At 70.7% G+C, this 22400-nt stretch carries 24 protein-coding genes; 14 read left to right on the top strand and 10 right to left on the bottom strand.

The features are described 5' to 3' along the window. Positions 1-36: 36 nt before the first annotated feature. Positions 37-999, top strand: a complete 963-nt coding sequence (locus ACIBVN_RS39265) for a DUF5937 family protein (RefSeq protein ID WP_397145367.1) — start codon at positions 37-39, stop codon at positions 997-999. Here the strand turns inward: ACIBVN_RS39265 and ACIBVN_RS39270 are convergent. Next, complete coding sequence (locus tag ACIBVN_RS39270) at positions 990-2012, bottom strand: terpene synthase family protein (RefSeq protein ID WP_397145368.1); 1023 nt, start codon at positions 2010-2012, stop codon at positions 990-992. The two genes, ACIBVN_RS39265 and ACIBVN_RS39270, sit on opposite strands and share 10 nt — an antisense overlap. A gap of 32 nt (positions 2013-2044) precedes the next feature. Further along, positions 2045-2590: an EF-hand domain-containing protein gene (locus ACIBVN_RS39275; RefSeq protein WP_397145369.1), complete on the bottom strand. Its 546-nt coding sequence runs from the start codon at positions 2588-2590 to the stop codon at positions 2045-2047. A gap of 153 nt (positions 2591-2743) precedes the next feature. Here ACIBVN_RS39275 and glnA (ACIBVN_RS39280) point away from each other — a divergent pair, with 153 nt between their 5' ends. Then, positions 2744-4105, top strand: coding sequence for a type I glutamate--ammonia ligase (glnA, locus tag ACIBVN_RS39280; RefSeq protein WP_397145370.1), 1362 nt, complete (start codon positions 2744-2746; stop codon positions 4103-4105). Here glnA (ACIBVN_RS39280) and ACIBVN_RS39285 read toward each other — a convergent pair. Beyond that, positions 4087-4656 (bottom strand): AAA family ATPase, encoded by a 570-nt coding sequence (locus tag ACIBVN_RS39285; protein WP_397145371.1) that lies wholly within the window; start codon positions 4654-4656, stop codon positions 4087-4089. The two genes, glnA (ACIBVN_RS39280) and ACIBVN_RS39285, sit on opposite strands and share 19 nt — an antisense overlap. Before the next feature lie 480 nt (positions 4657-5136). Here ACIBVN_RS39285 and ACIBVN_RS39290 point away from each other — a divergent pair, with 480 nt between their 5' ends. After that, positions 5137-5850: a PaaI family thioesterase gene (locus ACIBVN_RS39290; RefSeq protein WP_397145372.1), complete on the top strand. Its 714-nt coding sequence runs from the start codon at positions 5137-5139 to the stop codon at positions 5848-5850. A gap of 115 nt (positions 5851-5965) precedes the next feature. On the opposite strand, the gene ACIBVN_RS39295 is transcribed toward ACIBVN_RS39290, so the two are convergent. Further along, positions 5966-6826 carry an alpha/beta hydrolase gene (locus ACIBVN_RS39295; RefSeq protein WP_397145373.1) on the bottom strand — a complete coding sequence of 287 codons (861 nt, stop codon included), beginning with the start codon at positions 6824-6826 and terminating at the stop codon, positions 5966-5968. An 86-nt stretch (positions 6827-6912) separates the two neighbouring features. Here ACIBVN_RS39295 and ACIBVN_RS39300 point away from each other — a divergent pair, with 86 nt between their 5' ends. Next, complete coding sequence (locus ACIBVN_RS39300) at positions 6913-7596, top strand: type 1 glutamine amidotransferase (protein WP_397145374.1); 684 nt, start codon at positions 6913-6915, stop codon at positions 7594-7596. On the opposite strand, the gene ACIBVN_RS39305 is transcribed toward ACIBVN_RS39300, so the two are convergent. Beyond that, positions 7574-8209: an HXXEE domain-containing protein gene (locus ACIBVN_RS39305; protein ID WP_397145375.1), complete on the bottom strand. Its 636-nt coding sequence runs from the start codon at positions 8207-8209 to the stop codon at positions 7574-7576. The two genes, ACIBVN_RS39300 and ACIBVN_RS39305, sit on opposite strands and share 23 nt — an antisense overlap. Positions 8210-8284: 75 nt before the next feature. On the opposite strand from ACIBVN_RS39305, the gene ACIBVN_RS39310 reads away from it, so the two are divergent. Continuing rightward, entirely contained in the window at positions 8285-11197 is a 2913-nt protein-coding gene (locus ACIBVN_RS39310; protein WP_397145376.1) for a bifunctional [glutamine synthetase] adenylyltransferase/[glutamine synthetase]-adenylyl-L-tyrosine phosphorylase, read from the top strand. A gap of 32 nt (positions 11198-11229) precedes the next feature. Further along, positions 11230-12264 carry a hypothetical protein gene (locus tag ACIBVN_RS39315; protein ID WP_397145377.1) on the top strand — a complete coding sequence of 345 codons (1035 nt, stop codon included), beginning with the start codon at positions 11230-11232 and terminating at the stop codon, positions 12262-12264. A 137-nt stretch (positions 12265-12401) separates the two neighbouring features. Here ACIBVN_RS39315 and ACIBVN_RS39320 read toward each other — a convergent pair whose 3' ends face one another. Next, on the bottom strand, positions 12402-13301 hold the full coding sequence (locus ACIBVN_RS39320; protein WP_397145378.1) for a LysR family transcriptional regulator: 900 nt from the start codon (positions 13299-13301) through the stop codon (positions 12402-12404). A gap of 84 nt (positions 13302-13385) precedes the next feature. Between ACIBVN_RS39320 and ACIBVN_RS39325 the strand changes: the two genes are divergently transcribed. Continuing rightward, complete coding sequence (locus ACIBVN_RS39325; RefSeq protein WP_397145379.1) at positions 13386-14633, top strand: MFS transporter; 1248 nt, start codon at positions 13386-13388, stop codon at positions 14631-14633. A gap of 65 nt (positions 14634-14698) precedes the next feature. Next, positions 14699-15397 (top strand): B3/4 domain-containing protein, encoded by a 699-nt coding sequence (locus tag ACIBVN_RS39330; RefSeq protein ID WP_397145380.1) that lies wholly within the window; start codon positions 14699-14701, stop codon positions 15395-15397. 4 nt (positions 15398-15401) lie between these two features. Here ACIBVN_RS39330 and ACIBVN_RS39335 read toward each other — a convergent pair whose 3' ends face one another. Further along, on the bottom strand, positions 15402-15734 hold the full coding sequence (locus ACIBVN_RS39335) for a hypothetical protein (protein ID WP_397145381.1): 333 nt from the start codon (positions 15732-15734) through the stop codon (positions 15402-15404). Between the two features lie 204 nt (positions 15735-15938). On the opposite strand from ACIBVN_RS39335, the gene ACIBVN_RS39340 reads away from it, so the two are divergent. From ACIBVN_RS39340 to ACIBVN_RS39355, 4 genes are all read left to right on the top strand, one after another. Further along, positions 15939-16400: a helix-turn-helix domain-containing protein gene (locus tag ACIBVN_RS39340; RefSeq protein WP_397145382.1), complete on the top strand. Its 462-nt coding sequence runs from the start codon at positions 15939-15941 to the stop codon at positions 16398-16400. Positions 16401-16577: 177 nt separating this feature from the next. Beyond that, positions 16578-16802: a hypothetical protein gene (locus ACIBVN_RS39345; protein ID WP_397145383.1), complete on the top strand. Its 225-nt coding sequence runs from the start codon at positions 16578-16580 to the stop codon at positions 16800-16802. Between the two features lie 186 nt (positions 16803-16988). Continuing rightward, complete coding sequence (locus tag ACIBVN_RS39350) at positions 16989-17471, top strand: hypothetical protein (protein WP_397145384.1); 483 nt, start codon at positions 16989-16991, stop codon at positions 17469-17471. A gap of 431 nt (positions 17472-17902) precedes the next feature. Continuing rightward, on the top strand, positions 17903-18142 hold the full coding sequence (locus ACIBVN_RS39355; RefSeq protein WP_397145385.1) for an RICIN domain-containing protein: 240 nt from the start codon (positions 17903-17905) through the stop codon (positions 18140-18142). A 114-nt stretch (positions 18143-18256) separates the two neighbouring features. Here ACIBVN_RS39355 and glnA (ACIBVN_RS39360) read toward each other — a convergent pair whose 3' ends face one another. Further along, complete coding sequence (gene glnA / locus ACIBVN_RS39360) at positions 18257-19681, bottom strand: type I glutamate--ammonia ligase (RefSeq protein ID WP_397145386.1); 1425 nt, start codon at positions 19679-19681, stop codon at positions 18257-18259. A gap of 93 nt (positions 19682-19774) precedes the next feature. After that, positions 19775-20857, bottom strand: a complete 1083-nt coding sequence (locus ACIBVN_RS39365; RefSeq protein ID WP_397145387.1) for a hypothetical protein — start codon at positions 20855-20857, stop codon at positions 19775-19777. A 77-nt stretch (positions 20858-20934) separates the two neighbouring features. Between ACIBVN_RS39365 and ACIBVN_RS39370 the strand changes: the two genes are divergently transcribed. Continuing rightward, complete coding sequence (locus tag ACIBVN_RS39370) at positions 20935-21396, top strand: RDD family protein (protein ID WP_397145388.1); 462 nt, start codon at positions 20935-20937, stop codon at positions 21394-21396. A gap of 198 nt (positions 21397-21594) precedes the next feature. Here ACIBVN_RS39370 and ACIBVN_RS39375 read toward each other — a convergent pair whose 3' ends face one another. Continuing rightward, complete coding sequence (locus ACIBVN_RS39375) at positions 21595-21861, bottom strand: Arc family DNA-binding protein (protein WP_397145389.1); 267 nt, start codon at positions 21859-21861, stop codon at positions 21595-21597. Between ACIBVN_RS39375 and ACIBVN_RS39380 the strand changes: the two genes are divergently transcribed. Next, the coding region (locus ACIBVN_RS39380; protein ID WP_397145390.1) for an RNA-guided endonuclease InsQ/TnpB family protein at positions 21783-22400 on the top strand (618 nt) is incomplete at its 3' end. The genes ACIBVN_RS39375 and ACIBVN_RS39380 overlap by 79 nt on opposite strands.

Genomic DNA, 22400 nt, shown 5'->3' on the forward strand with positions numbered 1-22400 from the left:
TTGTCTGCGGCGAACGATTTAGTGCACGCTAAAAGCATGTCCGTCTCGTGGGTGATGAAGCCGGAGGACGTGGCCCGGATCCGGTTCGCGTTCTCGCCGATGTGGGAGCTGGTCGCCAGCCTGCGCACGCTCCAGAAGCCGGCCCGGCACTCGATCCACCTGCCCTGGCTCAAGGCCGTGCGCCCCCGCCTGGCGGGGCTCGACCTGGCCGAGCTGTTCGCGCTCGTGCCCCTGACCGGCTACATCGCCGACTTCATCACGCCGCCCCCCGACACGCCGATGCCGGAGTTCGCCGCCGAGCTCGACCGGGTCAGGCGCACGCCGCCCGAGCTGGCCCGCCAGGAGGCGGCGAAGATCGTGGGCACCGACCGGGCGCTGCTCGAGCGGTTCATGGCCGACCCGGAGGCGGGCGTGGCCAGGGTGGCCGGCACGCTGGAGGCGTACTGGGAGAGGGGCTTCGCGGAGTTCTGGCCGCGCGTCTACGGGGTGCTGGAGCGGGACGTGCTGCGCCGCTCGCGGCAGCTCGCCCAGGGCGGGGCGCACGAGTTGTTCGCCGCGCTCGATCCGGCCGTGGTGTGGACGGGGGAGCGGCTGATCATCGACCGGCCGTGGTGCGAGGCGGGCGGCCTGCACGGCGACGGGCTGGTGCTGGTGCCCAGCGCGTTCTGGGCGCCCGCCGTGGCGGTGATGACGGCGCCGTACCAGTCGATGCTGGTCTATCCCGTGCTCGGCGTGGGCACGCTGTGGGAGCAGGGGCCGCCGCCCGCGCCCGGCGCGCTCGCCGCGCTGATCGGCAAGAGCAGGGCGCAGATCCTGCTCGCGCTGGCCGAGCCCGCCACCACCTCCGCCCTGGCCGCGCGCATGGCGCTCACGCCCGGCGCGGTCAGCCAGCACCTCGGCGTGCTCAGCGGCGGCGGTCTCGCGGTGGGGATGCGGGTCGGCAAGCAGGTCGTCTACCGCCGCACCCCCACGGGCGACACCCTGGCGGGTCAGGCGTAGCGCTTGGACTCCAGGAGCCAGTCGAGGTGGGCGCGCGGCGCCGCCAGGTACGCGCAGGCGACCTTGCTGACGTCCCGCGCCTGCTTCGGCTCCAGGTCCTCCAGCGGCAGCCGCCTGGCCGCCTTGTGCATGTCCTGGCAGCGCGCGGCGATCCGGTCGAGCACCCAGGCGGTCGCCTCCCGCTCGCCCAGCCCGAGCTGGCGCATCGCGAGCACGACGAAGTTGTGCACGTCGCCGCGCTCCTTCGGCCGCGAGGCCACGTCGTTGCACCACGCCGTGACGTCGCTGCACGCGCTCACGAGCTGCTGCCACGGCTCGCCCTCATGCACCCACGCCGGCACCTCCACCCGCAGGCACGGCTCGACCAGGTCATAGAGGTACGGCCCCACCGTGCCCCTGCGCAGCGCCGGGTACTCCTCCAGCGTCGGCATCCGGCCAGCCGCCCTGTTGTCGGCCTCGGTACGGCAGGCGTCGTGCTGGCGCTGCAGCCCGACCGCGAACCTGGCCCGCCACCGGTCGCTCATCCGCGCGCTCGTCACCCGCCACAGGTCCGCGAACGCCGCCTCGAGCGGATGCCGCGCCGCGCCCCTGAGCATGCCGTCGAAGATGTCCAGCGGGCACGACCCCTCGTCCAGCTCGTCGTCCAGGTGGAACAGCCACGTCAGCCACTGCGCGAACAGCGCCGCCGCGGCCGCGTCGAACTCGGCGAACGCCCGGCCCGCCATCCGGTGGTAGCCGACGCCGGGCGCGGCTCGCAGCCCGGTCCTCCTGGCCCAGTCGATGACCGCGGCCTCGATCGCGTACACGGCCGGGTGCATCCTGCACGGGGCCGCCATCGCGGGCACCCGCTCGGTGAGCGGCAGCAGCGCCAGCGCCGCCGAGCCGCCCCTGCGCGGCAGCGGCAGCATCGAGGTCAGGGCCGAACGCAGCGCGGTGCGCGCGCTGGCGAACATGGTGGCGAACACGGTGGTGCTCGTGGTGGTGTTCACGGAGGTCTTCACAGAGGTCTTCACGGAGGTTTTCTCGGACGTCTTCACGGGGCTCTTCACAGGGGGCCGAAAAGCCAGTTGCCCGCGGCGTTGGGGTCGTCGCTGAGGTAGTAGTCGGAGGCGGCCAGGACCAGCTCGTCCACGGTGAGCACGCCCCTGCCCGTCCGGTCGAGCCGGTCGAACGCCTCGTCCACGTCGTCGTAGGCGACGCCGAACGCGCTCAGCATCGTGCGGAACTCGCCGGGGCCGATCTCCCCGTCCCGGTCGGCGTCGCACAGCTCCGCCACCGCCACCGTGGCCGGCCGGAACACCGCGTCATACCGGTCGCCCGTGACGAACGCCGCGATCATCCCGGTACGGAAGTCCGGGCGCGCGATGGCGAAGTCGGGGTCGCGCTCGAGCGTCTGCGACAGCGTGGACCAGATCCCGTCGAAGCTGTCGACCAGGCTGGCCCCGGTGAGCGAGGTGGGGGACTCCCCGAAGCCCACCAGGATGCGGGCGCCCAGCCCAAGCAAGTCCTCACGCTCGACGACGCCGTTGCCGCCCGCGTCGATGTGGTCGAATGCCCGATCGAGCTTGTGATTGAGCAGGTCGATGGCCACCAATGCCTCCCCCGAGACTGACTGCGTGATCACATTAAGTCGGGGCGGGGGGCTTTGTCAGTGAGGCTCGCACCGGCACCCCCCGTAACGTGTGTGAAACACGGACACGGCATGCTGGTAGTTAGACCCGTACTGTCAGATAGAGGGGACGCCGTGGACCGCCAGCAGGAGTTCGTGCTCCGCACGCTCGAGGAACGCGACATCCGGTTCATCCGGCTGTGGTTCACTGACGTGCTCGGCTTCCTCAAGTCAGTCGCGATCGCCCCGGCCGAGCTGGAGGGCGCGTTCGCGGAGGGCATCGGGTTCGACGGCTCGGCCATCGAGGGCTTCGCCCGCGTCTACGAGTCGGACATGCTCGCCAAGCCCGACCCGGCGACGTTCCAGATCCTGCCCTGGCGCAGCGAGACGCCGGGCGCGGCGCGCATCTTCTGCGACATCCTCATGCCGGACGGCTCGCCGTCCCACGCCGACCCGCGCTGGGTGCTCAAGCGCACGCTGGCCAAGTGCGCCGACATGGGCTTCACGTTCTACACCCACCCGGAGATCGAGTTCTTCCTGCTGAAGAGCCGGCCCGAGCCCGGCGAGCGGCCCGAGCCGATCGACTCCGGCGGCTACTTCGACCACACGCCCCACAGCGCGGGCCACGACTTCCGCCGACAGGCGATCATGATGCTGGAGTCGATGGGCATCTCCGTCGAGTTCAGCCACCACGAGGGCGCGCCCGGGCAGCAGGAGATCGACCTGCGTTACGCCGACGCGCTCACGACGGCCGACAACATCATGACCTTCCGCCTGGTCATGAAGGAGGTCGCGCTCGAGCAGGGCATCTGGGCCTCGTTCATGCCCAAGCCGTTCACCGAGCACCCGGGCTCCGGCATGCACACGCACATGTCGCTGTTCGAGGGCGACAGGAACGCCTTCTACGAGGCCGGGGCCGAATACCAGCTCTCCAAGATCGGCCGGTCGTTCATCGCCGGGCTGCTCAAGCACGCCGCCGAGATCACCGCCATCACCAACCAGTGGGTCAACTCCTACAAGCGGCTCTGGGGCGGCGCCGAGGCCATCGCGGGCCAGGGCGGCGAGGCGCCTTCCTACGTGTGCTGGGGCCACAACAACCGCTCCGCCCTGGTCAGGGTGCCGATGTACAAGCCGCACAAGGGCGGCTCGACCCGCATCGAGTTCAGGTCGCTCGACTCGGCGTGCAACCCCTACCTCGCCTTCGCGCTGATCCTGGCGGCCGGGCTGAAGGGCATCGAGGAGGGCTACGAGCTGCCCGCCGCGGCCGAGGACAACGTGTGGACGCTGACCAGCGCCGAGCGCCGGGCCCTCGGCATCCAGCCGCTGCCCGGCTCGCTCAACGACGCGATCGCGGTCATGGAGCAGAGCGAGCTGGTGGCCGAGACGCTGGGGGAGCACGTCTTCGACTTCTTCCTGCGCAACAAGCGGTCGGAGTGGCGCGAATACCGGCGCCACGTCACCGAGTTCGAGCTGGGGCGCTACCTGCCGGTGCTCTGAGCGTCCCGCTGCTCGCTCGCGCGCGTCTCGTCGAACACGATCTCCTGGAGCAGGTCCGCCCCCGCCCGGTCCATGATGTGCGCGCCGATGGCGGGTGCGGGGTCGCCGCTCTTCACCCTGCTCACCAGGCTCTCCCACCTGCGCTGATGGCGGGCGAACGTCTTCGGCGCCACCACCCGGCCCCTGGCCCGCTGTCCTGCCAGCGCCACCTCCGGCGGCGCGTCCAGCAGGAGCAGGTGGAAGCTCGCGCGGTGCCTTCGGGCCAGCCAGGCGAAGCCCCGCAGCACGTACGGGCCGCAGCCCCGGTTGTGCGCGATGACCGACTGGCCGCGGGTCAGAGCCTGGCGGATGCGCCTCAGGTGGGTGACGAAGACCACGGCACGGCGCAGCGGGTGGGGGGCCCAGCCGAGCCGCCCGTACCAGTGCCGTTTGGACTGGAACGAGTCGATCACCGCGACCGTGCCCATGGTGACGGGCCGGCGCTCGGCGCCGTGCAACCCGTACAGGCGTCGCAACAGGGTGGTCTTGCCCGCACCCGGAAGCCCCGTCAAGATGACCAGGGATCCTGACGGATACCGCAACCGCGCCCCCTGCACAGGCCCACCCCCCGCTTTCTCTCGTATTGCCGTGCCCCTACAGCCTCCCCGAGGCCGGCCGAAGATGCGCACCCCATCGGGCACCGGCCGTATCGGCGGATTGGTCGCGGGGCGAGGGGAAGCCGGGATAAGGTACTCCCAACGCCTTGATCGGCCTCACTCTAGGTGCAAGTCCGGAGTGAGGCCGATTTTCGTTGCTTCTGACCCCCGAGTCACATCCCGGCGATGTGCGGCGCATAGCGTCTCGATACACCTGGTGGCAGGCCGGTCGGGATGGGTGGGGAAGTTTCGGGCCCCGTCGAGGCGTTATGTAGTGGTGCCGATCAGCCTCAGGACCCCCGAGATCTGGCGAAACCGGGAGTCCAGTAAAATCGGCCTACTCCTTTTGGCATTTCCGGACTTCTCGCCATATGTGGCGATATTGGAGGATGTGGCATGACGACGGCTGCCCTGCAGACCGTGTTGACCGTTCCGGAGCGTTTCCGGGGCCCCGCGGGAGTCGCCAACGGCGGCTGGATAGCGGGCACCATGGCGGAGGCGCTGAACGGTGGTCGATCAGCCGTCGAGGTCACCTTGCACGCGCCCACGCCCCTGGAGACCGAGCTGCGCCTGGAGCACGTCGCAAACTCCGTGGCCCTCTCGGACGGCGACAAGCTGCTGGTCGAGGCCATCCCCGTGGCCGAGGACCTGGAGGGCCCCGGGTTCGTGCCGTTCAACGACGCCGCCCGCGCCGAGGCGGGGTTCGTGGGCCTGAAGGCGCACCCGTTCGCCGAGTGCTTCGCCTGCGGCCTGCGCGAGCCCGGTGACGGCCTGCGCATCTTCCCCGGCCCGGTGGAGGGCACGGACCTGGTGGCGGCCGGCTGGCGGGTGCCGTTCACGGTGACGGGCGAGGACGGGGTGCCCGCGTCGATCGTGGGCGCGGTGCTCGACTGCATCACCGGCTGGGCCCACTTCGGCCCCGGCGAGTCCGCGCTGCTCGGGCGGCTCGCAGTGCAGATCCACCGCCCGGTCAACCCCGGCGGCCGCTACTCCGTGGTGGCCCGCCCGACCGGCCGCGACGGGCGCAAGATGTACGGCCAGAGCGCCATCTACGAGATGGACGGCACGCTCGTCGCCGCCGCCCGCGCGACCTGGATCGCTCCACGCTGACCTGCGACAACGAAACGGCCCCTGAGCAGCTGACAAGCAGCTCAGGGGCCGTTCCGCGCTCAGGCCGCGGCACCGGGACGCCCGCCCATGCGCCCGCGCTCGGAGATGGCGGGGGTCAGGCCGGTGAGGTGAGGTGGGTGACGACGGCCGACGCGCAGCGGTCGTCGAACAGGATCGTGTAGTGGTTGCAGTCCGGGATCACCTCGTCCCGCAGCCCCGGGAGGCGGGCGGACCAAGGGCGGGCCAGATCGTCGGGGAGGAAGCCGGCGTCCTGGTTGAGCAGTCCGCGGGGCGCTCTGAGCAGGGAGAGCGGTGACCGGACGGATTCGAGTGCGGCCGCGATGGCCTCCGGCTCCAGCCGCAACCAGCGCCCGTCCTGCAGCACCGCCTCCTCGACCGCCCGCGACCGCAGCGCCCCGTCGGGGCCCGTCAGGTCGTAGCGGACGTACGCCTCCACGTCGGCGTTCCAGTGGCCGGCGAAGGCCGGATGTGCCTTGAAGAAGTCGACGTAAGCGTCGGCGGTGGGGAACGTCTGGCGCAGCCGGGCGATCGCGGGTCCGAGCGTGGCCTCCATGACCTCGTCGACATCCGCGTCCTGCGGCAGCGGCGGCAGCGGGAGGCCGCCGTCCACCAGCACCACCCGTGCGAAGTCGCGCTCCGCGGCGGCCAGGGCGGCGACGTACGCGCCCATCGAGTGCCCGGTCAGCACCGCGTCAGGACCCGCCCCGACGTGGTCGGCGACGCGCAGGACGTCCTCGGCGTGCCTCGGCAGCCCGTACGGGCCGGGCATTGCGGCGCTGTGCCCGCGACCGCGCAGGTCCATCGCGACCAGGCGCCATCCCTCGGGCAGCCGCCGCCCCACCGCGCCCCACGCCATCAGCGAGGCCGTGATCCCGTGCACCGCGATGATCGTGCGCGGGCCCGTTCCGAACGTTGCGATGCGCTGACCGGCGACTTCGTCGAACTCGAATCCCATAGCCGGAGCTTAGGGACAAATATCACGCCACGGTATGCGTGGCCCTAGATCGGCAACCTGCCCACGTGACGGATAAATTGCCTGATATGCGTATCACCGTGATCGAGCACGAGGCCGAGGCCGGCCTCGGGTACCTCGGCGAATGGCTGAGGCCGGCCTGCGACGTCGTACGGCCGTACCTCGGCGAGGAGATTCCCGCGCGCCCGGCGGACGGGCTGATCGTGCTCGGCGGTGCGTCGGCGGCCTGGGAGGACGAGCGGAGCCCCTGGCTGCCCGCCACCCGCGACCTGCTGCGCCTGGCCGTCGAAGAGAGCACGCCCATCCTGGCCATCTGCCTGGGGGCGCAGCTGCTCACCCTGGCCTGCGGCGGCATGGTCGAGCGGGGCGCGAACGGGCTCGAGGTGGGCGCTCGCGAGGTGGTCGCGCTGCCCGCGGCCGGGGATGACCGGCTGCTCGCGGGGGTCGGCACGGCCGTGGCCGTCCAGTACCACCAGGACGCCATCACGCGCCTGCCCAATGGTGCGGTGCCGCTGATGACCGGCGCCCAGTATCCGAACCAGGGCTACCGGCTCGGTGCGGCCGCGTGGGCGGTGCAGTTCCACCCCGAGGCCACGCCGGAGATCTTCGCCTCCTGGACCGCCGATGACGGCCTGGACGCGGCCGAGGAGCTCAACGCCGAGGTGAAGGCCGCCGAGGGCGCGCTCGTCGCCACCTGGCGGCCGGTGGCGGAGGCGTTCGCCGAGGTGATCAGAACCAGCGTTCGCGCCTGAACCGCGACCTCCGGCGCCGTCCCCACCAGCCCATCCCGGCCGGCGCGGCCGTGAGTGCCCGTACGAGGGCCGCGCCGACGCGGGGCGCGGGGGTCCGTGCCGGGGCAGGAGCCGTGGCGGTGCCCGTCCCGTGCGCACGGGGTCGGGTGAGCGCGTGGGCCAGGGCGTGGACGCCGCCCACGACCAGCGGGAACGCCGCCGGCCCCGCCCAGCCGGACGCCCCCGTCCGCACCGGCACCCCGGCGGCCCGCAGGCGCCGCCAAGCCCACACCGAGAACGGGATGACCACCAGGGGTGCGGTCACGACCCCCGGCGTGTAACCCCGCGCCACGGCGGCCTGCCCCAGGTGCACCACCCCATGGGCCCCGAACCCCAGCAGCGCGGCCTGGAAGACCGGGCTCCGCCCGCCCGTACGCGCCCCCAGCGCCGAGGCCCCCGCCACCACCCCGCCCATGAGCCCGATGGCCACGTTCACGTGCCCCTGCGACACCTCGGGAACCCACGGCCACCGCTCCCTGGCCTTTCGCGCCCAGCCCGCAATGGTCGCCAGCTCCTCCGCGTCGTGCACCGCCCACGCCACCAGCAGCCCCCACGTGACGGTCGAAGGAACCATCGAAGCCACCTCCATAAAATGCAACGCAACGTTGCGTTTCTATGGTACGGCGGAAGTGGCTGTCAAGATGGAGGGGTGCCCAGGATCGAATCCACCGCCGCGAGGCTCGCCAAGCTCGGCTTCGCCGATGGCGCCCGGGCCGCGCAGCTCGTCCGGCAGGCAGGAGCCGACGTGGAGGACCTCCTGGAGTTCCTGGTGGACGTGGCCGACCCGGACCAGGCGCTGGTCTCGCTGACCCGCCTGGCCGAGCGCGAGCCTGCCGTGCTCGACACCGTCCGCGGAGACGGAGACCTCCGCGCCCGGCTGCTGGCCGTGCTCGGCGTCAGCGCCGCACTCGGCGAGCACCTGGTGCGCCACCCCGGCCAGGTCGCGCTCCTCGCTGAGCCGCAGCTGGGCGACGCGCGGGCGGAGCTGCTGCGGGCGGTCGGCGCCGAGCCGGGGGAGGCCGCCACCGGCGACGACCCGCTGAAGGCGCTGCGCGTCGCCTACCGGGGCAGGCTGATGCATCTCGCCGCGCGCGACCTCATGGGAGAGGCCACGCTGGCCGAGGTCATGGCGGAGCTGTCCGACCTCGCGGGCGCCGCGCTGGAGGCCGCGCTCGCCATCGCGCGGGCCGAGGTCGACGACAGCCAGGTACGCCTGGCCGTCATCGGCATGGGCAAATGCGGCGCCAGGGAGCTCAACTACATCAGCGACGTAGACGTGATCTTCGTGGCCGAGCCGCGGGAGGGGGCCGACGAGACCAAGGCGCTGCGCACGGCGACCCGGCTGGCCCAGGCCATGATGCGGGCCTGCGCCGACACCACGTCCGAGGGCTCGCTGTGGGAGGTGGACGCGGGCCTGCGCCCCGAGGGCAGGTCGGGCCCGCTGGTGCGCACGCTCGGCAGCCACCTGGCCTACTACCGGCGCTGGGCCAAGACCTGGGAGTTCCAGGCGCTGCTCAAGGCCCGGCCGGTCGCGGGCGACATGGAGCTGGGCGCCGCCTACGTGGAGGCGGTCAACGACCTGGTGTGGTCGGCCGCCACCCGCGAGCACTTCGTCGAGGACGTGCAGGCCATGCGCCGGCGGGTCGAGGCGCACGTGCGCGCGGAAGGGGACCGCCAGCTCAAGCTGGGGCCGGGCGGGCTGCGCGACATCGAGTTCGCGGTGCAGCTGCTCCAGCTCGTCCACGGCAGGCTCGACCCCCTGCTGCGCCGCAGGGCCACACTGCCGGCGCTGGCCGCGCTCTCCAGGGGTGGCTACGTCGGCCGCGACGACTCGCGCGGGCTGGCGGAGGCATACTCGTTCCTGCGCCAGGTGGAGCACCTCCTGCAGCTGCACCGGCTGCGGCGCACCCACATCGTGCCCTCCGACGAGTCCGACCTGCGCAGGCTGGGCCGGGCGCTCGGCATGCAGCCCGACCCGGTGGGGGAGTTCACGGCGAGGTGGCGGCGGCACGCCAGGGAGGCGCGGCGGCTGCACGAGAAGCTGTTCTACCGGCCGCTGCTGCAGGCCGTGTCGCGGCTGCAGGAGTCGGAGGCGCGGCTGTCGGCCACGGCGGCGCAGGCCAGGCTGGAGGCGCTCGGCTACGTCGATCCGGCCGGCGCGCTGCACCACATCGCCGCCCTCGCCTCCGGCGTGTCCAGGCGGGCCGCGATCCAGCGCACGCTGCTGCCCGTCATGCTCGGCTGGTTCGCCGACACGCCCGACCCCGACGGGGCGCTGCTCGGGTTCAGGCAGGTGAGCGACAAGCTGGGCAGCACGCCGTGGTATCTGCGGCTGCTGCGCGACGAGACGGCGGTGGCGGCCAGGATGTCGCGCGTGCTCGGCACCAGCCGCTACGCGACCGGCCTGATCCTGCACGCGCCCGACGCGGTCGCGATGCTCGGCTCGGACGAGGAGCTCGCCGTGCGCTCCCGGGAGTCGCTGCTGAACGAGGCCTCCGCGGCGGTCTCCAGGCACGCGGGCGATCCCGAGAGCGCCGTGGCGGCCGTGCGGGCGCTGCGCAGGAAAGAGCTGTTCCGTACGGCCGTGGCCGACATCTTCGGGCTCATCGACATCGAGAGGGTCGGCAGCGCCCTGTCGGCCCTGACGGATGTGACCCTCCAGGCCGCGCTCGACGCAGCTCTCGCCAAGGTCCCGGACGTCACGAGGTTCGCCATCATCGCCATGGGCCGGCTCGGCGGCATGGAGTGCTCCTACGCCAGCGACGCCGACGTCATGTTCGTGCACTCGCCGCTGCCCGGGGTCGAGGAGCGCGAGGCCACGGACGCCGCGTTCGCCGTGGCCAACGAGGTGCGCCGGCTGCTCTCGCTGCCCGCTCCCGACCCGCCGCTGATCATCGACCCCGACCTGCGTCCCGAGGGGCGGCAGGGGCCGCTGGTGCGGACGCTGGCCTCCTACCGCGCCTACTACTCGCGCTGGTCGTCGCCGTGGGAGTCGCAGGCGCTGCTGCGGGCCAGGTTCTCGGCGGGCGACCGCGAGCTGGGCGAGCAGTTCACGTCGATGATCGACGAGCTGCGCTACCCGCGGGGCGGGCTGCACGACGACGCGGTCAGGGAGATCAGGCGGCTCAAGGCCCGCATGGAGGCCGAGCGCCTGCCGCGCGGCGCCGACCCGGCCCTGCACACCAAGCTCGGGCCGGGCGGGCTGTCCGACGTGGAGTGGGTGGCCCAGCTGCTGCAGCTCCGCTACGCGGGCACGCTGCCGTCGCTGCGCACCACCCGTACGCTCGAGGCCCTGCGCGCGGCCGCGGGGGAGGGCCTGCTCGCGCCGGCCGACGAGGCCGTGCTGGCCGAGGCGTGGCGCTTCGCCTCCCGCATCCGCGACGCGATCATGCTGGTGAAGAGCCGCGCCGGCGACAGCGTCCCGCGCGACTCGGGGGAGCGCAAACTGATCGCCCAGACGCTCGGCTACCCGCCGGACGGCTCCGAGGACTTTTTGGACGACTACCGACGTGTGACGCGCCGCGCACGACAGGTAGTGGACAGAGTCTTCTACGGGGCTTGATCAAGCGCTGAGAACGGGTGTATCAAGGCGCGGTGTTATCCGTTTACGTGGATCTGGCCCTCGGCCTGGTGGTGTCGTTCCTGCTGCTGTCGCTGCTGGTGAGCGGCCTGAACGAGGCATTCGTGCGGCTGCTCGCCATCCGCAGCAAGTTCCTGTGGGCCTACCTCAGGGACACCATGGACGGCTCCGACAAACAGGGCAGGTCATGGTTGCCGGCCAAAGTACGTGACGTCTTCGCGGCGTTGCCCTTCGTCCGCGACCCGCGCCCCAAGCACAGCGACCAGCCCGCGCCCGCCGAGCCCGGGGTGGTGCCGGCGCAGGAGAGCAAGGCCGAGGACGCTATGGTCAACCTGCTCTACCAGCGCGTCCAGGAGATCGACCACCCGAAGCGGGGCCGCACCAGCATCGCGAACATCCCGCCAGGACGCTTCGCGGTGGCGCTGATGGAGCTGGCGGCGGGCGAGCCGGACGGCGTCCAGGGGTTCCTGGCGAAGCTCAAGGAGATGCGCAGCCCGCTCTACGGCCACCTCAACGGCGTGTGGGAGACGGCGCAGCGCGACCTCGACCGGTTCAGGCAGGGGGTGGAGACCTGGTTCGACGGGGAGATGCAGCGGCTGTCCATGCTCTACAAGCGCTACGTCAAGTGGGTCGTCGCCGTGCTCGGCCTGCTCGTGACGCTGGTGTTCACCATGGACGGGCTGGAGTACGCCAAGACGCTGCTGCGTGACAACGCCTTCCGCGCCTCCGTGACAGCCGTCGCGGAGTCGGGGCCCGACGCGTACAACGAGCTCAAGGCGCGCTGCACGGGCGGTGACCCGGTGCCGTGCGTCACCGAGACGCTCAGCGAGCCCGCGCTGGTCAAGATGCTCGGCCAGGCGCTGGTCAGCGTGTCGATCCCGGAGCAGGGCGACCCGTCCTTCCGGTGGAACGGCGCGCTGTGGTGGGACCGGATCACCACGCCGAGCCACTGGCCCGGCTTTCTCCTGACGTACGTGGCGCTGCTGTTCGGGGCGCCGTTCTGGTGGGACGTGCTCCGGCGCATCACCGGCATCAGGTCCCGGCGGTGAGCCCCCTGGCCGCCGGCTCGGCGTCGCCGGGGAGCCTGGCCGTTCAACCGTGCGGCCCTGTCGCGGGTCGGATGGAGACGCAGCGTTTGATCATGCGCAGTTCATCGGCTTCACCGGCTCAAGCGTCCCCAGGCACGTCAGGCGCTCATGGCGTAGAGGACGTCGCGCAGGGCGGGCTCGCGGCCGCGTAGCCAGACCAGCCGCAACGCCAGCGCCGGCGCGTCGAAGTCGAGCGCCACCAGCGCGCCGGAGGCCAGGTCGGGCTCCAGCGTGAAGTCCGGCAGGAGCGCGCTGCCGAGCCCCTGCCTGGCCCATTCGCGGGCGGTGGCGATGCTGGTCAGCTCCCTGCGCGGCACCTCCGCGCCGAACACCCGGTCGGCCGCCAGCCGGATCGAGCAGCCGTCGGCGCTGACCAGCAGCGGCTCCCGGTCGCCGTCCGGCGCCGCGACCAGCAACAGCCTGACCTCCCCCACGTCCAGGAAGTCCAGGTCGGGTGCCGGGCTGGGCCTGAACCGGTATCCGGCGGCGGACCACGGTCCGGCGGTGGCGCCCGAGCCCGTGCTCTCCGGCACGGTGAAGCCGAGCCCGCCGATCCGCAGGCCCGTGTCCAGCAGCAGCGCCGCGTCCACCTCGCCGCTCGCCACCGCGGCCAGCAGCGGCTGGCGGGTGAGCGAGTACACGCCCACGTCCAGGTCGGGGCGGCGTTCCGACAGGCGGCGGATCACGGCGGGCAGCCGGGCCGCGGCCAGCATCTCCAGCGCGCCGATCCGCACCCGGCGGCGCTGCCCCGTGACGGCGCGGCGCACCTCGTCGGCGTGGTCGAGCAGCCCCTGCGCCCGCGCCAGCAGCCTGGCGCCCTGCTCGGTCAGGCGCATGCCCTGGGGCGTGCGCTCGAACAGGGAGACCCCGAGGCTCTGCTCCAGCCTGCGCACCTGCTCGGACACGGTGGCGGGGGCGAGGCCGAGGCTGTTCGCCGCCCCGGTGACGGTGCCCGCCCCGGCCACAGCGACAAAACCCCGCAACTGGCGCAGATCCATAGATGTCAGCATACGGTTTTCCCGAACGCCCCCTCAGATCATGCCTGTTGAGGGCGGATGCGGCGGTTCAGCAGGCTGAGGCGCATGATGTTCGGATTCTCCCTCGCCTACTTCCTCGTGATCCTCGACACGACCGTGCTGACGATCGCGCTGCCCGACCTGCGGGCCTCGCTGGGCGGCTCGCTGGCCGGGCAGCAGTGGGCGGTGAACGCGTACACGGTGGCCTTCGCCGCCTCACTGCTCACCGGGGGAGCGGTGGCCGACCGGTACGGCGCGGCCCGGATCTTCAGGGCCGGGGTGGCGGCGTTCGGCGTGATCTCGTTGCTGAGTGCCGCGGCGCCGAACCTCGGCGCGCTGATCGGGCTGCGCGCCCTGCTCGGCGTGGCGGGCGCGCTCTGCACGGGCGGCTCGCTCGGCCTGCTCGCCCAGCTCTTCCCCGACCCGGCCGCCCGCGCCCGCGCCACCGGCCTGTGGGCCGCCATCACCGGCAGCGCGCTCGCCGCCGGCCCGCTGCTCGGCGGCCTCCTCGTGGACCTGTACGGCTGGCGCGCCGTCTTCCTGCTCAACCCGCCCATCGCCCTGATCAGCCTGCTGAGCATGCGCCGGGTCCGCTCGCCGCGCGGCAGCCGCCTGATCGACTGGCGGGTGCAGGCGCTGGCCTGCGTGTTCCTTGGCCTGGTGGCGGAGGCCCTGATCGACGCCTCGATGGTGGCGGGCGCTCTGGCGCTGGCCGCCTTGGCGGCGGTGGTGCTGGCGGAGCGCCGCAGCCACGCACCGGCGCTGCCCGGCGGCCTGCTCGCCGCCACCTGGCCGGAGCTGCTGGCGGGCACGGTGGCCAACTTCGCCTTCGCCGGCGCCCTGTTCGTCCTCACCCTCCTCCTGCAGGACACCCGCCACCTGACCCCGCTGGCCGCCGGGCTGGCCTTCCTCCCGCTGACCCTCCCCATGACCGTGAACCCGCTGCTCACCGGCCGGCTGGTGGCCCGCTTCGGCCCCCGCCCGCCGATCCTGGCCGGTCTCGCCCTGCTCGCGACCGGCCTGACGGGCGTCGCCCTCACGGACGCCCTGGCGCCGTGGCTGGTGGTGATGGGGTTCGGGCTGTCGTTCGTGCTGCCCGCGCTGATGGCGGGCATGGTCAACAGCGCGCCTGCGGGCACGGCCGGCACGGCGGGCGGCGTCCTGAACGCCTTCCGCCAGGTCGGCGCCACCCTCGGCGTGGCGGTCATGGGCGTCATCGGCCACCCTCTGCCTGTGGCGGCCGTCCTGACCGCGCTGACCTGCGCCTGCTACGCGGTGGGCGCCCGGCGCGCCCGATCGGCCGTCCTGACCTGACACACCTGCGCGGGGTATCGTGATCGGCGCGGCGAACGGCCGGGTTCCACGACGGGGATGACGAGGTGACCGTGCGTTTCCAGCATTCGAGCGACATCTGGCGTGACTTCCCGGAGCTCGTCCCCGGAGTGCTGTTCGCGCAGGGCATCACGGCGGACGTCTCCGTCGATGACCAGGTCGCCCGGTTCGGCGAGCTGGCCGCGAAGCGGCTCGCGACTTCCTCGGAGGGGGAGTTGCCGGAGATCCAGGCGTGGCGGCGGGCGTTCTCGAGGATGGGTCTCAAGCCGACCCAGTATCGCTGTGCCTCGGAGTCGCTGTTGCGGCGCTTCAGGAAGGAAGGCGCGCTGCCGCGTCTGCATCCGCTGATCGATCTTTGTAACGCGGTTTCCATCGCGTACGCGATCCCGGTGGCGGTGTTCGACGTCACCAAGATCTCGCAGTATGTGGAGGTCAGGTACGCGGCGGGTGACGAGGCGTATCTGACCTTCTCCGGTGAGACGGAGCACCCGCCGCCCGGCGAGGTGATCTTCGCCGACGCGGAGGGAAGGGCGCACGCCCGCCGCTGGACCAACCGCCAGAGCGGCCACTCGGCCGTCCGCGACACGACCTCAGAGGTCCTGATCGTCGCGGAGGCGCTGCACGACACGGCCCGTGCGGACGTCGAACGCCTGACGGCCACCATCGCCGACGAACTGGCCGCCCTCTGGCCCAGCGCCTCGGAGGCGGCGATCCTGACCCCGTCCTCTCCCCGTTTCGAGCCCTAGCTGTTCAAATGGCTTCCTCCTCGCTCACCGGCGTGAGGCCGGCGGCGCGTAGCCGGCGGGCCTCACTGCGGGCGATCTGCCTGTGCAGCGCGGCCAGCTCGCGCGCCTGCCGCTCCAGCTCGCTTTCCATGCGGGCCATGGCGCCCTCGTAGGTCTCTCGCGCCCTCTTGTAGGCATCGGCCTCGACCTGGTGCAGGGCGGCGCGCTCGGCGGCCTCGGCGTTCTTGCCGGCGCTCTTGGCGGTGGCGATGGCTGCGGCGACGGCCGCGGTGATGCTGGCCACCGCGCCGATGACGGCCACCGTCACCGCAGTGAGGTCCATCGGGGCCTCTGGCATCGAAGGAGGTTCAGGCCCGGCGGCGGGGCTTTATCGGTCATGGGGGTCATCCCACCTCCCCGGTGTAGCGAGATGTTGCGTCCCTGTTCCGGACGCTACAACATGCAACATCACTACATCAATGCGCAGCACCGGTCGGCTCATAATGTGCTGATGTTGGAGCCGAAAGCCTCTGGACGCAACATCTGTGCTACAACTTGCAACATGGGCGATGACGGCAGGCGGGCGGGTCCCGCGCGGCCCTTCTATGAACGCGTCAATCAGGAGCGGATCAAACGCGGCTGGACCCAGCTGAAGCTGGCGGAGCAGTCGGGCGTCGACCGTGCCACCATCCACCGGATGCGGGCGGCGAAACCGCAGCCGGACACGGTGTTCGCGCTGGCGGCGACGCTCGGCGTCGACCGGGATGAGGCGCTGCGGCTGGCCGGTCTGGTGCCGGGTCGCGTGGGCGGTCAGGGTGAGTCGCTGCCCGCGTTGGCTGAGGACCCGGAGATCGAGGAGTTGCTCGCGAAGCTGCCGGCGCGGCGGCGCGCGATCCTGGAGCAGTTCAGGGATTCGGAGCGTGACCGCGTTCGGCGGCTGCAGGAGCAGGCCGAGGCCGAGGCGGCCGAAGCCGGCAGGCGTTTCAAAGAGCTTGTCCGCATTGAAGTAGAGGAATCTGAATAGTCCTGAAGGCGGGAATCGCTGCGTTCTGCGACAATCCCCTCGACTACTCTTAGTAGTCACCTTGCTGCGCCGAGTTCTTTTACTCGACGCGATCTTCGACGCAATGTATTTCGGAGATTATTTAAGCGATGCTACGAGCAGCGGAAACTGCTCCGCACCGTACAAAAGGGGGGCCCAATGCGTCACATCCTCCCCATCGCCGCAGCACTCCTGTGGCTCGCCAACATCGTCTACGTGGCGGCGATCCCCTGGATGCCTCTGGCGTGGCACGAGAGCAGCCACCTGGAATCGGCCCAGTTGCTCACCGTGGGGGCCGCCGTCGCGGCCACCATCGCATGGCAACTGCACCGGCAGGGGATCGAATATCGGATCGGATACCGGCACGGCCGCGCCGATCGATGAACGTACCGCGTGCAGCCGGCAGAACGCGACAGCCGCCGCCGGCCGGACTCCGAGGAGTCGACCGGGGCGGCCGTGGATGCGGTCGCGCAAGCGCCAGACGTCGTAGTAAGCGGTTGTTATGACGCGATTATGACGCCCTCTACGCACACTGGCCGATGACGCCAGAATGCGAGAGGAGGGGCCATCATGGCCGATCTCAAGAGGGTGTCCCGGCTGGGGCGAGTCCGTTCAGTTCTCGGAGCCGCATGTGGCGCGCTCGCCCTGACGCTGATCACTGCACACCCGGCCGGCGCACAAGCCTATGCCTTCGACGTGAGCCTGACCGCGTACAAGGACGGCGTTCGTGCGGGTGCCTTCGCCGGGCAGGACAGCCGTAACGGCGCCCAGATCAGGTTCGATTCCGCCACCCAGGTCGCGGTCACGGGAACCGTGTACGACACCGCCTACGACGGCTGGTGCGCGCTGGTGTCGATGACGGTCAACGACGGGTTCGCCGGCGCGAGCACCATTCGCAGAGAAACGTGCGGCTACCAAACCTCCAAGTCCGTCGGAGAAACGTTCGTCAAGCCCCGGGTCTACAACCTCAAAGTCGCGGTTGGACTGCGTTATCCGCCCACGGGACAAGTCATATGGGGCGAGAGCAAGAAACTCGACAGCCCCCATTGGTGAGCCCGACATCGACGGGGTTACGGCTCCACCTTCCGTCGCCTGATTCGGCGTCGAGAAGGCTGGGGGTGAGGGCGACCCCAGGGCGCGGTCAGGCATGAGATGCGCGTACGTCCGGAGGGTGTACCCGGGGTCCGCGTGCCCGAGGTGCTCGGCCAGCCTCAGCCGACTCGCGGCAGGTTCTCGGAGATCACGCCCGCCCGAACAAGGGCAGGCTTTCAGTCGGCTCCTCCCGCGGCAGGGGTCACCTCACGACCAGCGGACGAGCGACTACGTGCACGGGCGGTTCGGCTGGATGAACCGCGGATGAACATTCCTTCCGCGGGCTGGCGCCGGGAGCGGTGGTCGATAAGATCACCACGCCAAGATCGCCAAGCCGATCGCCCACCGTGGATGCGTGAAGGCCCTCGGCACCCCCCGCAAGGAGAGTACACATGCGCGCACCCATCCGCAGGGCGCTCGTCAGCGTCTTAACAGTGCTCGCCACCGTCGTGACCACGTTGGTCGCCGCCGCTCCGGCGCAGGCCGCGACCTACTACACCATCATGAACCGGGCCAGTGGCAAGTGCCTGGCGATCGGCGGCGGCGACCAGAGCAACGGCGCCCACGCCATCCAGTGGCCGTGCAGCCGCGATTACTCCGCCGAGCAGCGGTGGTTCTTCACTCAGGTCTGATCCCCCCGCCGCTCCGGCGCAGGCCATGCAGTACCGCCTGATCGAGACCGAAACACGGCAAGCAGAACGGCCCGGCACCGATTGCGGTGCCGGGCCGTTCTGCTTGCGGTTTTGTCACACGTCGTAGTACATCTCGAACTCGTGCGGGTGCGGACGCAGCCGGATCGGGTCGACCTCGTTCTCCCGCTTGTACGAGATCCACGTCTCGATCAGGTCAGGCGTGAAGACGCCGCCCTCGAGCAGGTAGTCGTGGTCGGCCTCGAGCGCGCTGAGCACCTCGGGCAGCGAGCCGGGCACCTGCGGGATGTTGCGGGCCTCCTCCGGCGGCAGCTCGTAGAGGTCCTTGTCGACCGGCTCCGGCGGCTCGATCTTGTTGCGGATGCCGTCGATGCCCGCCATCAGCATGGCCGAGAACGCGAAGTACGGGTTGCACGACGGGTCGGGCACCCGGAACTCGATGCGCTTGGCCTTCGGGTTGGAGCCCGTGATCGGGATGCGGACGCAGGCCGAGCGGTTGCGCTGGGAGTAGACCAGGTTGACCGGGGCCTCGTAGCCGGGGACCAGGCGGTGGTAGGAGTTGACCGTCGGGTTGGTGAAGGCCAGCAGCGACGGGGCGTGCTTGAGCAGGCCGCCGATGTAGTGGCGGGCCGTGTCGGACAGGCCCGCGTAGCCGACCTCGTCGTAGAAGAGCGGCGAGCCGTCCTTCCACAGCGACTGGTGGCAGTGCATGCCCGAGCCGTTGTCGCCGAAGATCGGCTTCGGCATGAACGTGACCGTGTGGCCGTACTCGAGGGCCGTGCTCTTGATCACGTACTTGTAGAGCATCAGGTTGTCGGCGGTCTTGAGCAGCGTGCCGAACTTGAAGTCGATCTCCGCCTGGCCCGCCGTGCCGACCTCGTGGTGCTGCATCTCGACGTCGATGCCGCACTCGATGAGGTTGCGCACCATCTCGGAGCGCAGGTCGGTGAAGTGGTCCATCGGCGGCACCGGGAAGTAGCCGCCCTTGTAGCGCGGCTTGTAGCCGAGGTTGCCGCCCTCGGTCGCCTTGCCGGTGTTCCAGGCGCCCTCGATGGAGTCGATGTAGTAGTAGCCGGCGTTCTGCCTCGTCTCGAAGCGCACGTCGTCGAAGACGTAGAACTCGGCCTCGGGGCCGAAGTAGACCGTGTCGGCGATGCCGGTGCCCTTGAGGTATTCCTCTGCCTTGCGCGCCACGTTACGCGGGTCGCGGCTGTAGGCCTCGCCGGTCAGCGGGTCGTGCACGAAGAAGTTGATGTTGAGCGTCTTGTGCTGGCGGAACGGGTCCACCACGGCGCTGGACGGGTCGGGCAGCAGAAGCATGTCGGACTCGTGGATCGCCTGGAAACCGCGGATCGACGAGCCGTCGAACATGAGTCCGTCGGTGAAGACGCTCGCGCTGAAGTTTTCTACCGGGAAGGTGAAGTGGTGAGTCGTCCCCGGCAGGTCGGTGAACCTGACATCGACGAACTGCACCCCTTCGTCACTGATGAACTTCAGGACGTCGTCGGCGGAGTTGAACACTCTCGAACCTCCCTGGGGACTGGCCATCATGCCGACGCTAGGGCGCGGCCGTTTCCGTATGGTGTCTCGTTTGTTTCGCACATGTTACGCAGGTCAGGTGGCCTGTGACGCGGTGCAACCCGTGCGTTCATCCTCTACCTGCTCGTACGGATCCTTCGGCAATCCCGTGGGCGTGACGCTTTCGGGAGGCGAGTCCTCGTAAACGGGATGCACGAACGCGTCGTGCGTGTCGCAGCTGGCCGGGGTGGTGCTCGGGCTCCAGGGGTCCGGCCAGACGACCAGGTGCCCGGATTCGCGATAGAGCAGCACGCTGCCGATGGGATGGGCGACGAGCCTGATGGTGGTCTCGGGCCGGCCCGGGCGATGCACGGCGTAAACGACCAGATGGTTCAGCTTCACCTTGACGCCGTGCCTGCCGTCCTCCCTGAAGGTGTCCAGCGTCGCGCGTCCGTGCACCTTGATCACATCGGTGGCGAGCTCGGCGGTGCCCGGCGCGAAGCGGATGACGTATCCCAGAGCGCCCTCGTCGTTGTGCTTGAGGTCGTCGAGGAAGTCCGCGCGCAGCTCGGCGGGCAGGAGCTCGGCGAACGCCGCCGCCTTGCCGCCCATGAGCGTCTTCTTGTCCAGGAAGGCCGCCGCGAGCAGCTCCCGCGTGCGCTCCAGGCCCTTGGCCACGTCCTTCTTCGACAGCCCGCCCAGCGCCTTCGCCTCCGGCATCACGAAGCCGGCGACCCCCTCGGGGTACTCCTCGGCGGGGGATCCGGCGAACGGGCTCGGCGGCTCCTCCTCGCCGCCGTCGGCATGGTCGTCGCCCGAGCCCTCCGCCGGACCCGCCGTGCGCTCGGGCGACGGCGCCGCGCCCACCGGCTCCCCGGGCATCGCGCCCGAGGGGGTGAGCAGGTCGGGGCGGAACGTCACGACCACGCCCGCGGACGCGATCAGCCCCGTGATCACGGCCATCGCGATCCACGCCCGGCCGATCCGCCGCCGGGGGGCCGCCTCCCTCTCATATAAGCCCGAGCGGCTCTCCCGGGCTGAGCGCCTTTCTAAGCGGTCTGCACGCCGCTGCTCTTTCGCGCCTTTGACGGCCGCGGCCCGCATCCTGCGCTGTTGCTCTTCGTCGATCTGCGCGACCAGCTCGTTGAAGCGCGCATCAAGGTCATCCCCGTTTGGCATGGCGTACATGATGACCTCCGTGCGACGCGGTTGGGTCACGAAGCGGACCGGCCCACCGGGCGGCTACCGTTGAAGGCATGAGCAGCAAGGAGCCTCGGTGGACGCAGACCTGGCTGGGCGGGGTCAGGTCCGCAGGGGTCGATCTCGGATACCCGGGGCAGCGTCTGGGCCTGCCCGAGGAGGGCAGCGGGTCGATCGCCGGCTGGGGCCGCAGGATCGCCGCGCTGGTCATCGACTGGATGATCTGCACATGGGTCGTCGTGCAGCTGCTGCTCAGGATGGACCCGGCCGAGCAGCCGTGGGCGCCCGCGATCGTCTTCGCCCTGCAGTACCTGATCCTGGTCGGGTTCATGGGGCAGACCTTCGGGCACCGGCTGGCCGGCATCAGGGTGGCCGCGATGGACGGCGGCGACCCCCGTTTGCTGCCCGTGCTGGTGCGCACCGTGCTGCTGTGCCTGGCCGTGCCCGCCCTGATCTGGGACCGCGACCACCGTGGTGTGCACGACCGCGTGTCCAACACCATGGTCGTCCGCATGTAGCTCTTAGCGAAAAACTATATCGGGTTAAAAAGGACTGCCTCGTCACCGAGGGAGTCAAGGACGCCTGGCCGCGATCGTGGCGGGCGCGCGGAAGGGTGCTCACCCCTGGAGGCGCTGGTGGACAAGCTTCTCTGAGGATGCCCCGGCCAGGGAGGAATCGGACTCATGCGGAGCGGGGCAGGAAACGACGAATCGGTGTCAGGGTGATTGGTCGTCTGCCGTGGGAGTTCTGAGGCCGGTCTCGATCAGGTGCAGGATCTCGGAGTTGAGGGGGCGCTGGTCGGTGCGGGCTTTGGTGGTCAGGCGTTTGTGCAGGTCGGTGGGGAGTCTGAGGGTGATGCGGACTTCTTGATCTATGTCACTGGGTGTAGTGGTATGGTTGCGCCGTGATTGCGCTGGGGGAGGGTGGGGAGGGGTCCGGGAACGCCCGGTACACCTACCGGCTTCGCGTGTCGTCCACCGCACGAACGGCGCTGTTAGCTGAGTGGGACCGCTGCCGGTGGGTCTGGAACGAGTGCGTCGCCAAGTCACGGCAGACCTACCTGCACAACAAGGCCAACCCCGAAGGCAAGCGGACCTGTGGCCCGGCTCAGCTCGACAGGATGCTGACCGAGGCCCGTCGGATCACGCCGTGGCTGCGCGCGGGCTCCTGCGTGCCGCAGCAGCAGATCATCCGGGACTTCGGCAAGTCGCGGGCCAAGGCGTTGAAGGACATCATCGAGCGCCTGCCGGTGCGGCAGCGGGCCGGGATGCCGCGTTTCAAGAAGAAGGACCTGGCTGACCCGACCCTCAACTACACCAAGCGTGGCTTCCGCCTCAAGGACGGCCGCTTGCACCTGGCCGGCGGGATCGTGGTGACCGTGGTGTGGTCGCGGGGCCTGCCCGCCGAGCCGTCGTCGGTGCGTGTGCACCGCGACAGCCTCGGCCACTGGTACGCCTCCTTCGTCGTTCCCGCCCGATCCGAGCCGTTGCCTGACACGGGCCGGGTGATCGGCATCGACTGG

The sequence above is a fragment of the Nonomuraea sp. NPDC049400 genome, from assembly GCF_044466425.1.
In the GTDB taxonomy this organism is placed as follows: domain Bacteria; phylum Actinomycetota; class Actinomycetes; order Streptosporangiales; family Streptosporangiaceae; genus Nonomuraea.

What these genes read in the sequence shown, in the direction of transcription:
- ACIBVN_RS39300 (WP_397145374.1), top strand. Translation starts at nt 6,913, where the DNA reads ATGCGTATCACCGTGATCGAGCACGAGGCCGAGGCCGGCCTCGGGTAC.
- ACIBVN_RS39295 (WP_397145373.1), bottom strand. Translation starts at nt 6,826, where the DNA reads ATGGGATTCGAGTTCGACGAAGTCGCCGGTCAGCGCATCGCAACGTTC.
- ACIBVN_RS39325 (WP_397145379.1), top strand. Translation starts at nt 13,386, where the DNA reads ATGATGTTCGGATTCTCCCTCGCCTACTTCCTCGTGATCCTCGACACG.
- ACIBVN_RS39345 (WP_397145383.1), top strand. Translation starts at nt 16,578, where the DNA reads ATGCGTCACATCCTCCCCATCGCCGCAGCACTCCTGTGGCTCGCCAAC.
- ACIBVN_RS39355 (WP_397145385.1), top strand. Translation starts at nt 17,903, where the DNA reads ATGCGCGCACCCATCCGCAGGGCGCTCGTCAGCGTCTTAACAGTGCTC.
- ACIBVN_RS39320 (WP_397145378.1), bottom strand. Translation starts at nt 13,301, where the DNA reads ATGGATCTGCGCCAGTTGCGGGGTTTTGTCGCTGTGGCCGGGGCGGGC.
- ACIBVN_RS39265 (WP_397145367.1), top strand. Translation starts at nt 37, where the DNA reads ATGTCCGTCTCGTGGGTGATGAAGCCGGAGGACGTGGCCCGGATCCGG.
- ACIBVN_RS39350 (WP_397145384.1), top strand. Translation starts at nt 16,989, where the DNA reads ATGGCCGATCTCAAGAGGGTGTCCCGGCTGGGGCGAGTCCGTTCAGTT.
- ACIBVN_RS39340 (WP_397145382.1), top strand. Translation starts at nt 15,939, where the DNA reads ATGGGCGATGACGGCAGGCGGGCGGGTCCCGCGCGGCCCTTCTATGAA.
- ACIBVN_RS39370 (WP_397145388.1), top strand. Translation starts at nt 20,935, where the DNA reads ATGAGCAGCAAGGAGCCTCGGTGGACGCAGACCTGGCTGGGCGGGGTC.
- ACIBVN_RS39290 (WP_397145372.1), top strand. Translation starts at nt 5,137, where the DNA reads ATGACGACGGCTGCCCTGCAGACCGTGTTGACCGTTCCGGAGCGTTTC.
- ACIBVN_RS39335 (WP_397145381.1), bottom strand. Translation starts at nt 15,734, where the DNA reads ATGCCAGAGGCCCCGATGGACCTCACTGCGGTGACGGTGGCCGTCATC.
- ACIBVN_RS39305 (WP_397145375.1), bottom strand. Translation starts at nt 8,209, where the DNA reads ATGGTTCCTTCGACCGTCACGTGGGGGCTGCTGGTGGCGTGGGCGGTG.
- ACIBVN_RS39365 (WP_397145387.1), bottom strand. Translation starts at nt 20,857, where the DNA reads ATGCCAAACGGGGATGACCTTGATGCGCGCTTCAACGAGCTGGTCGCG.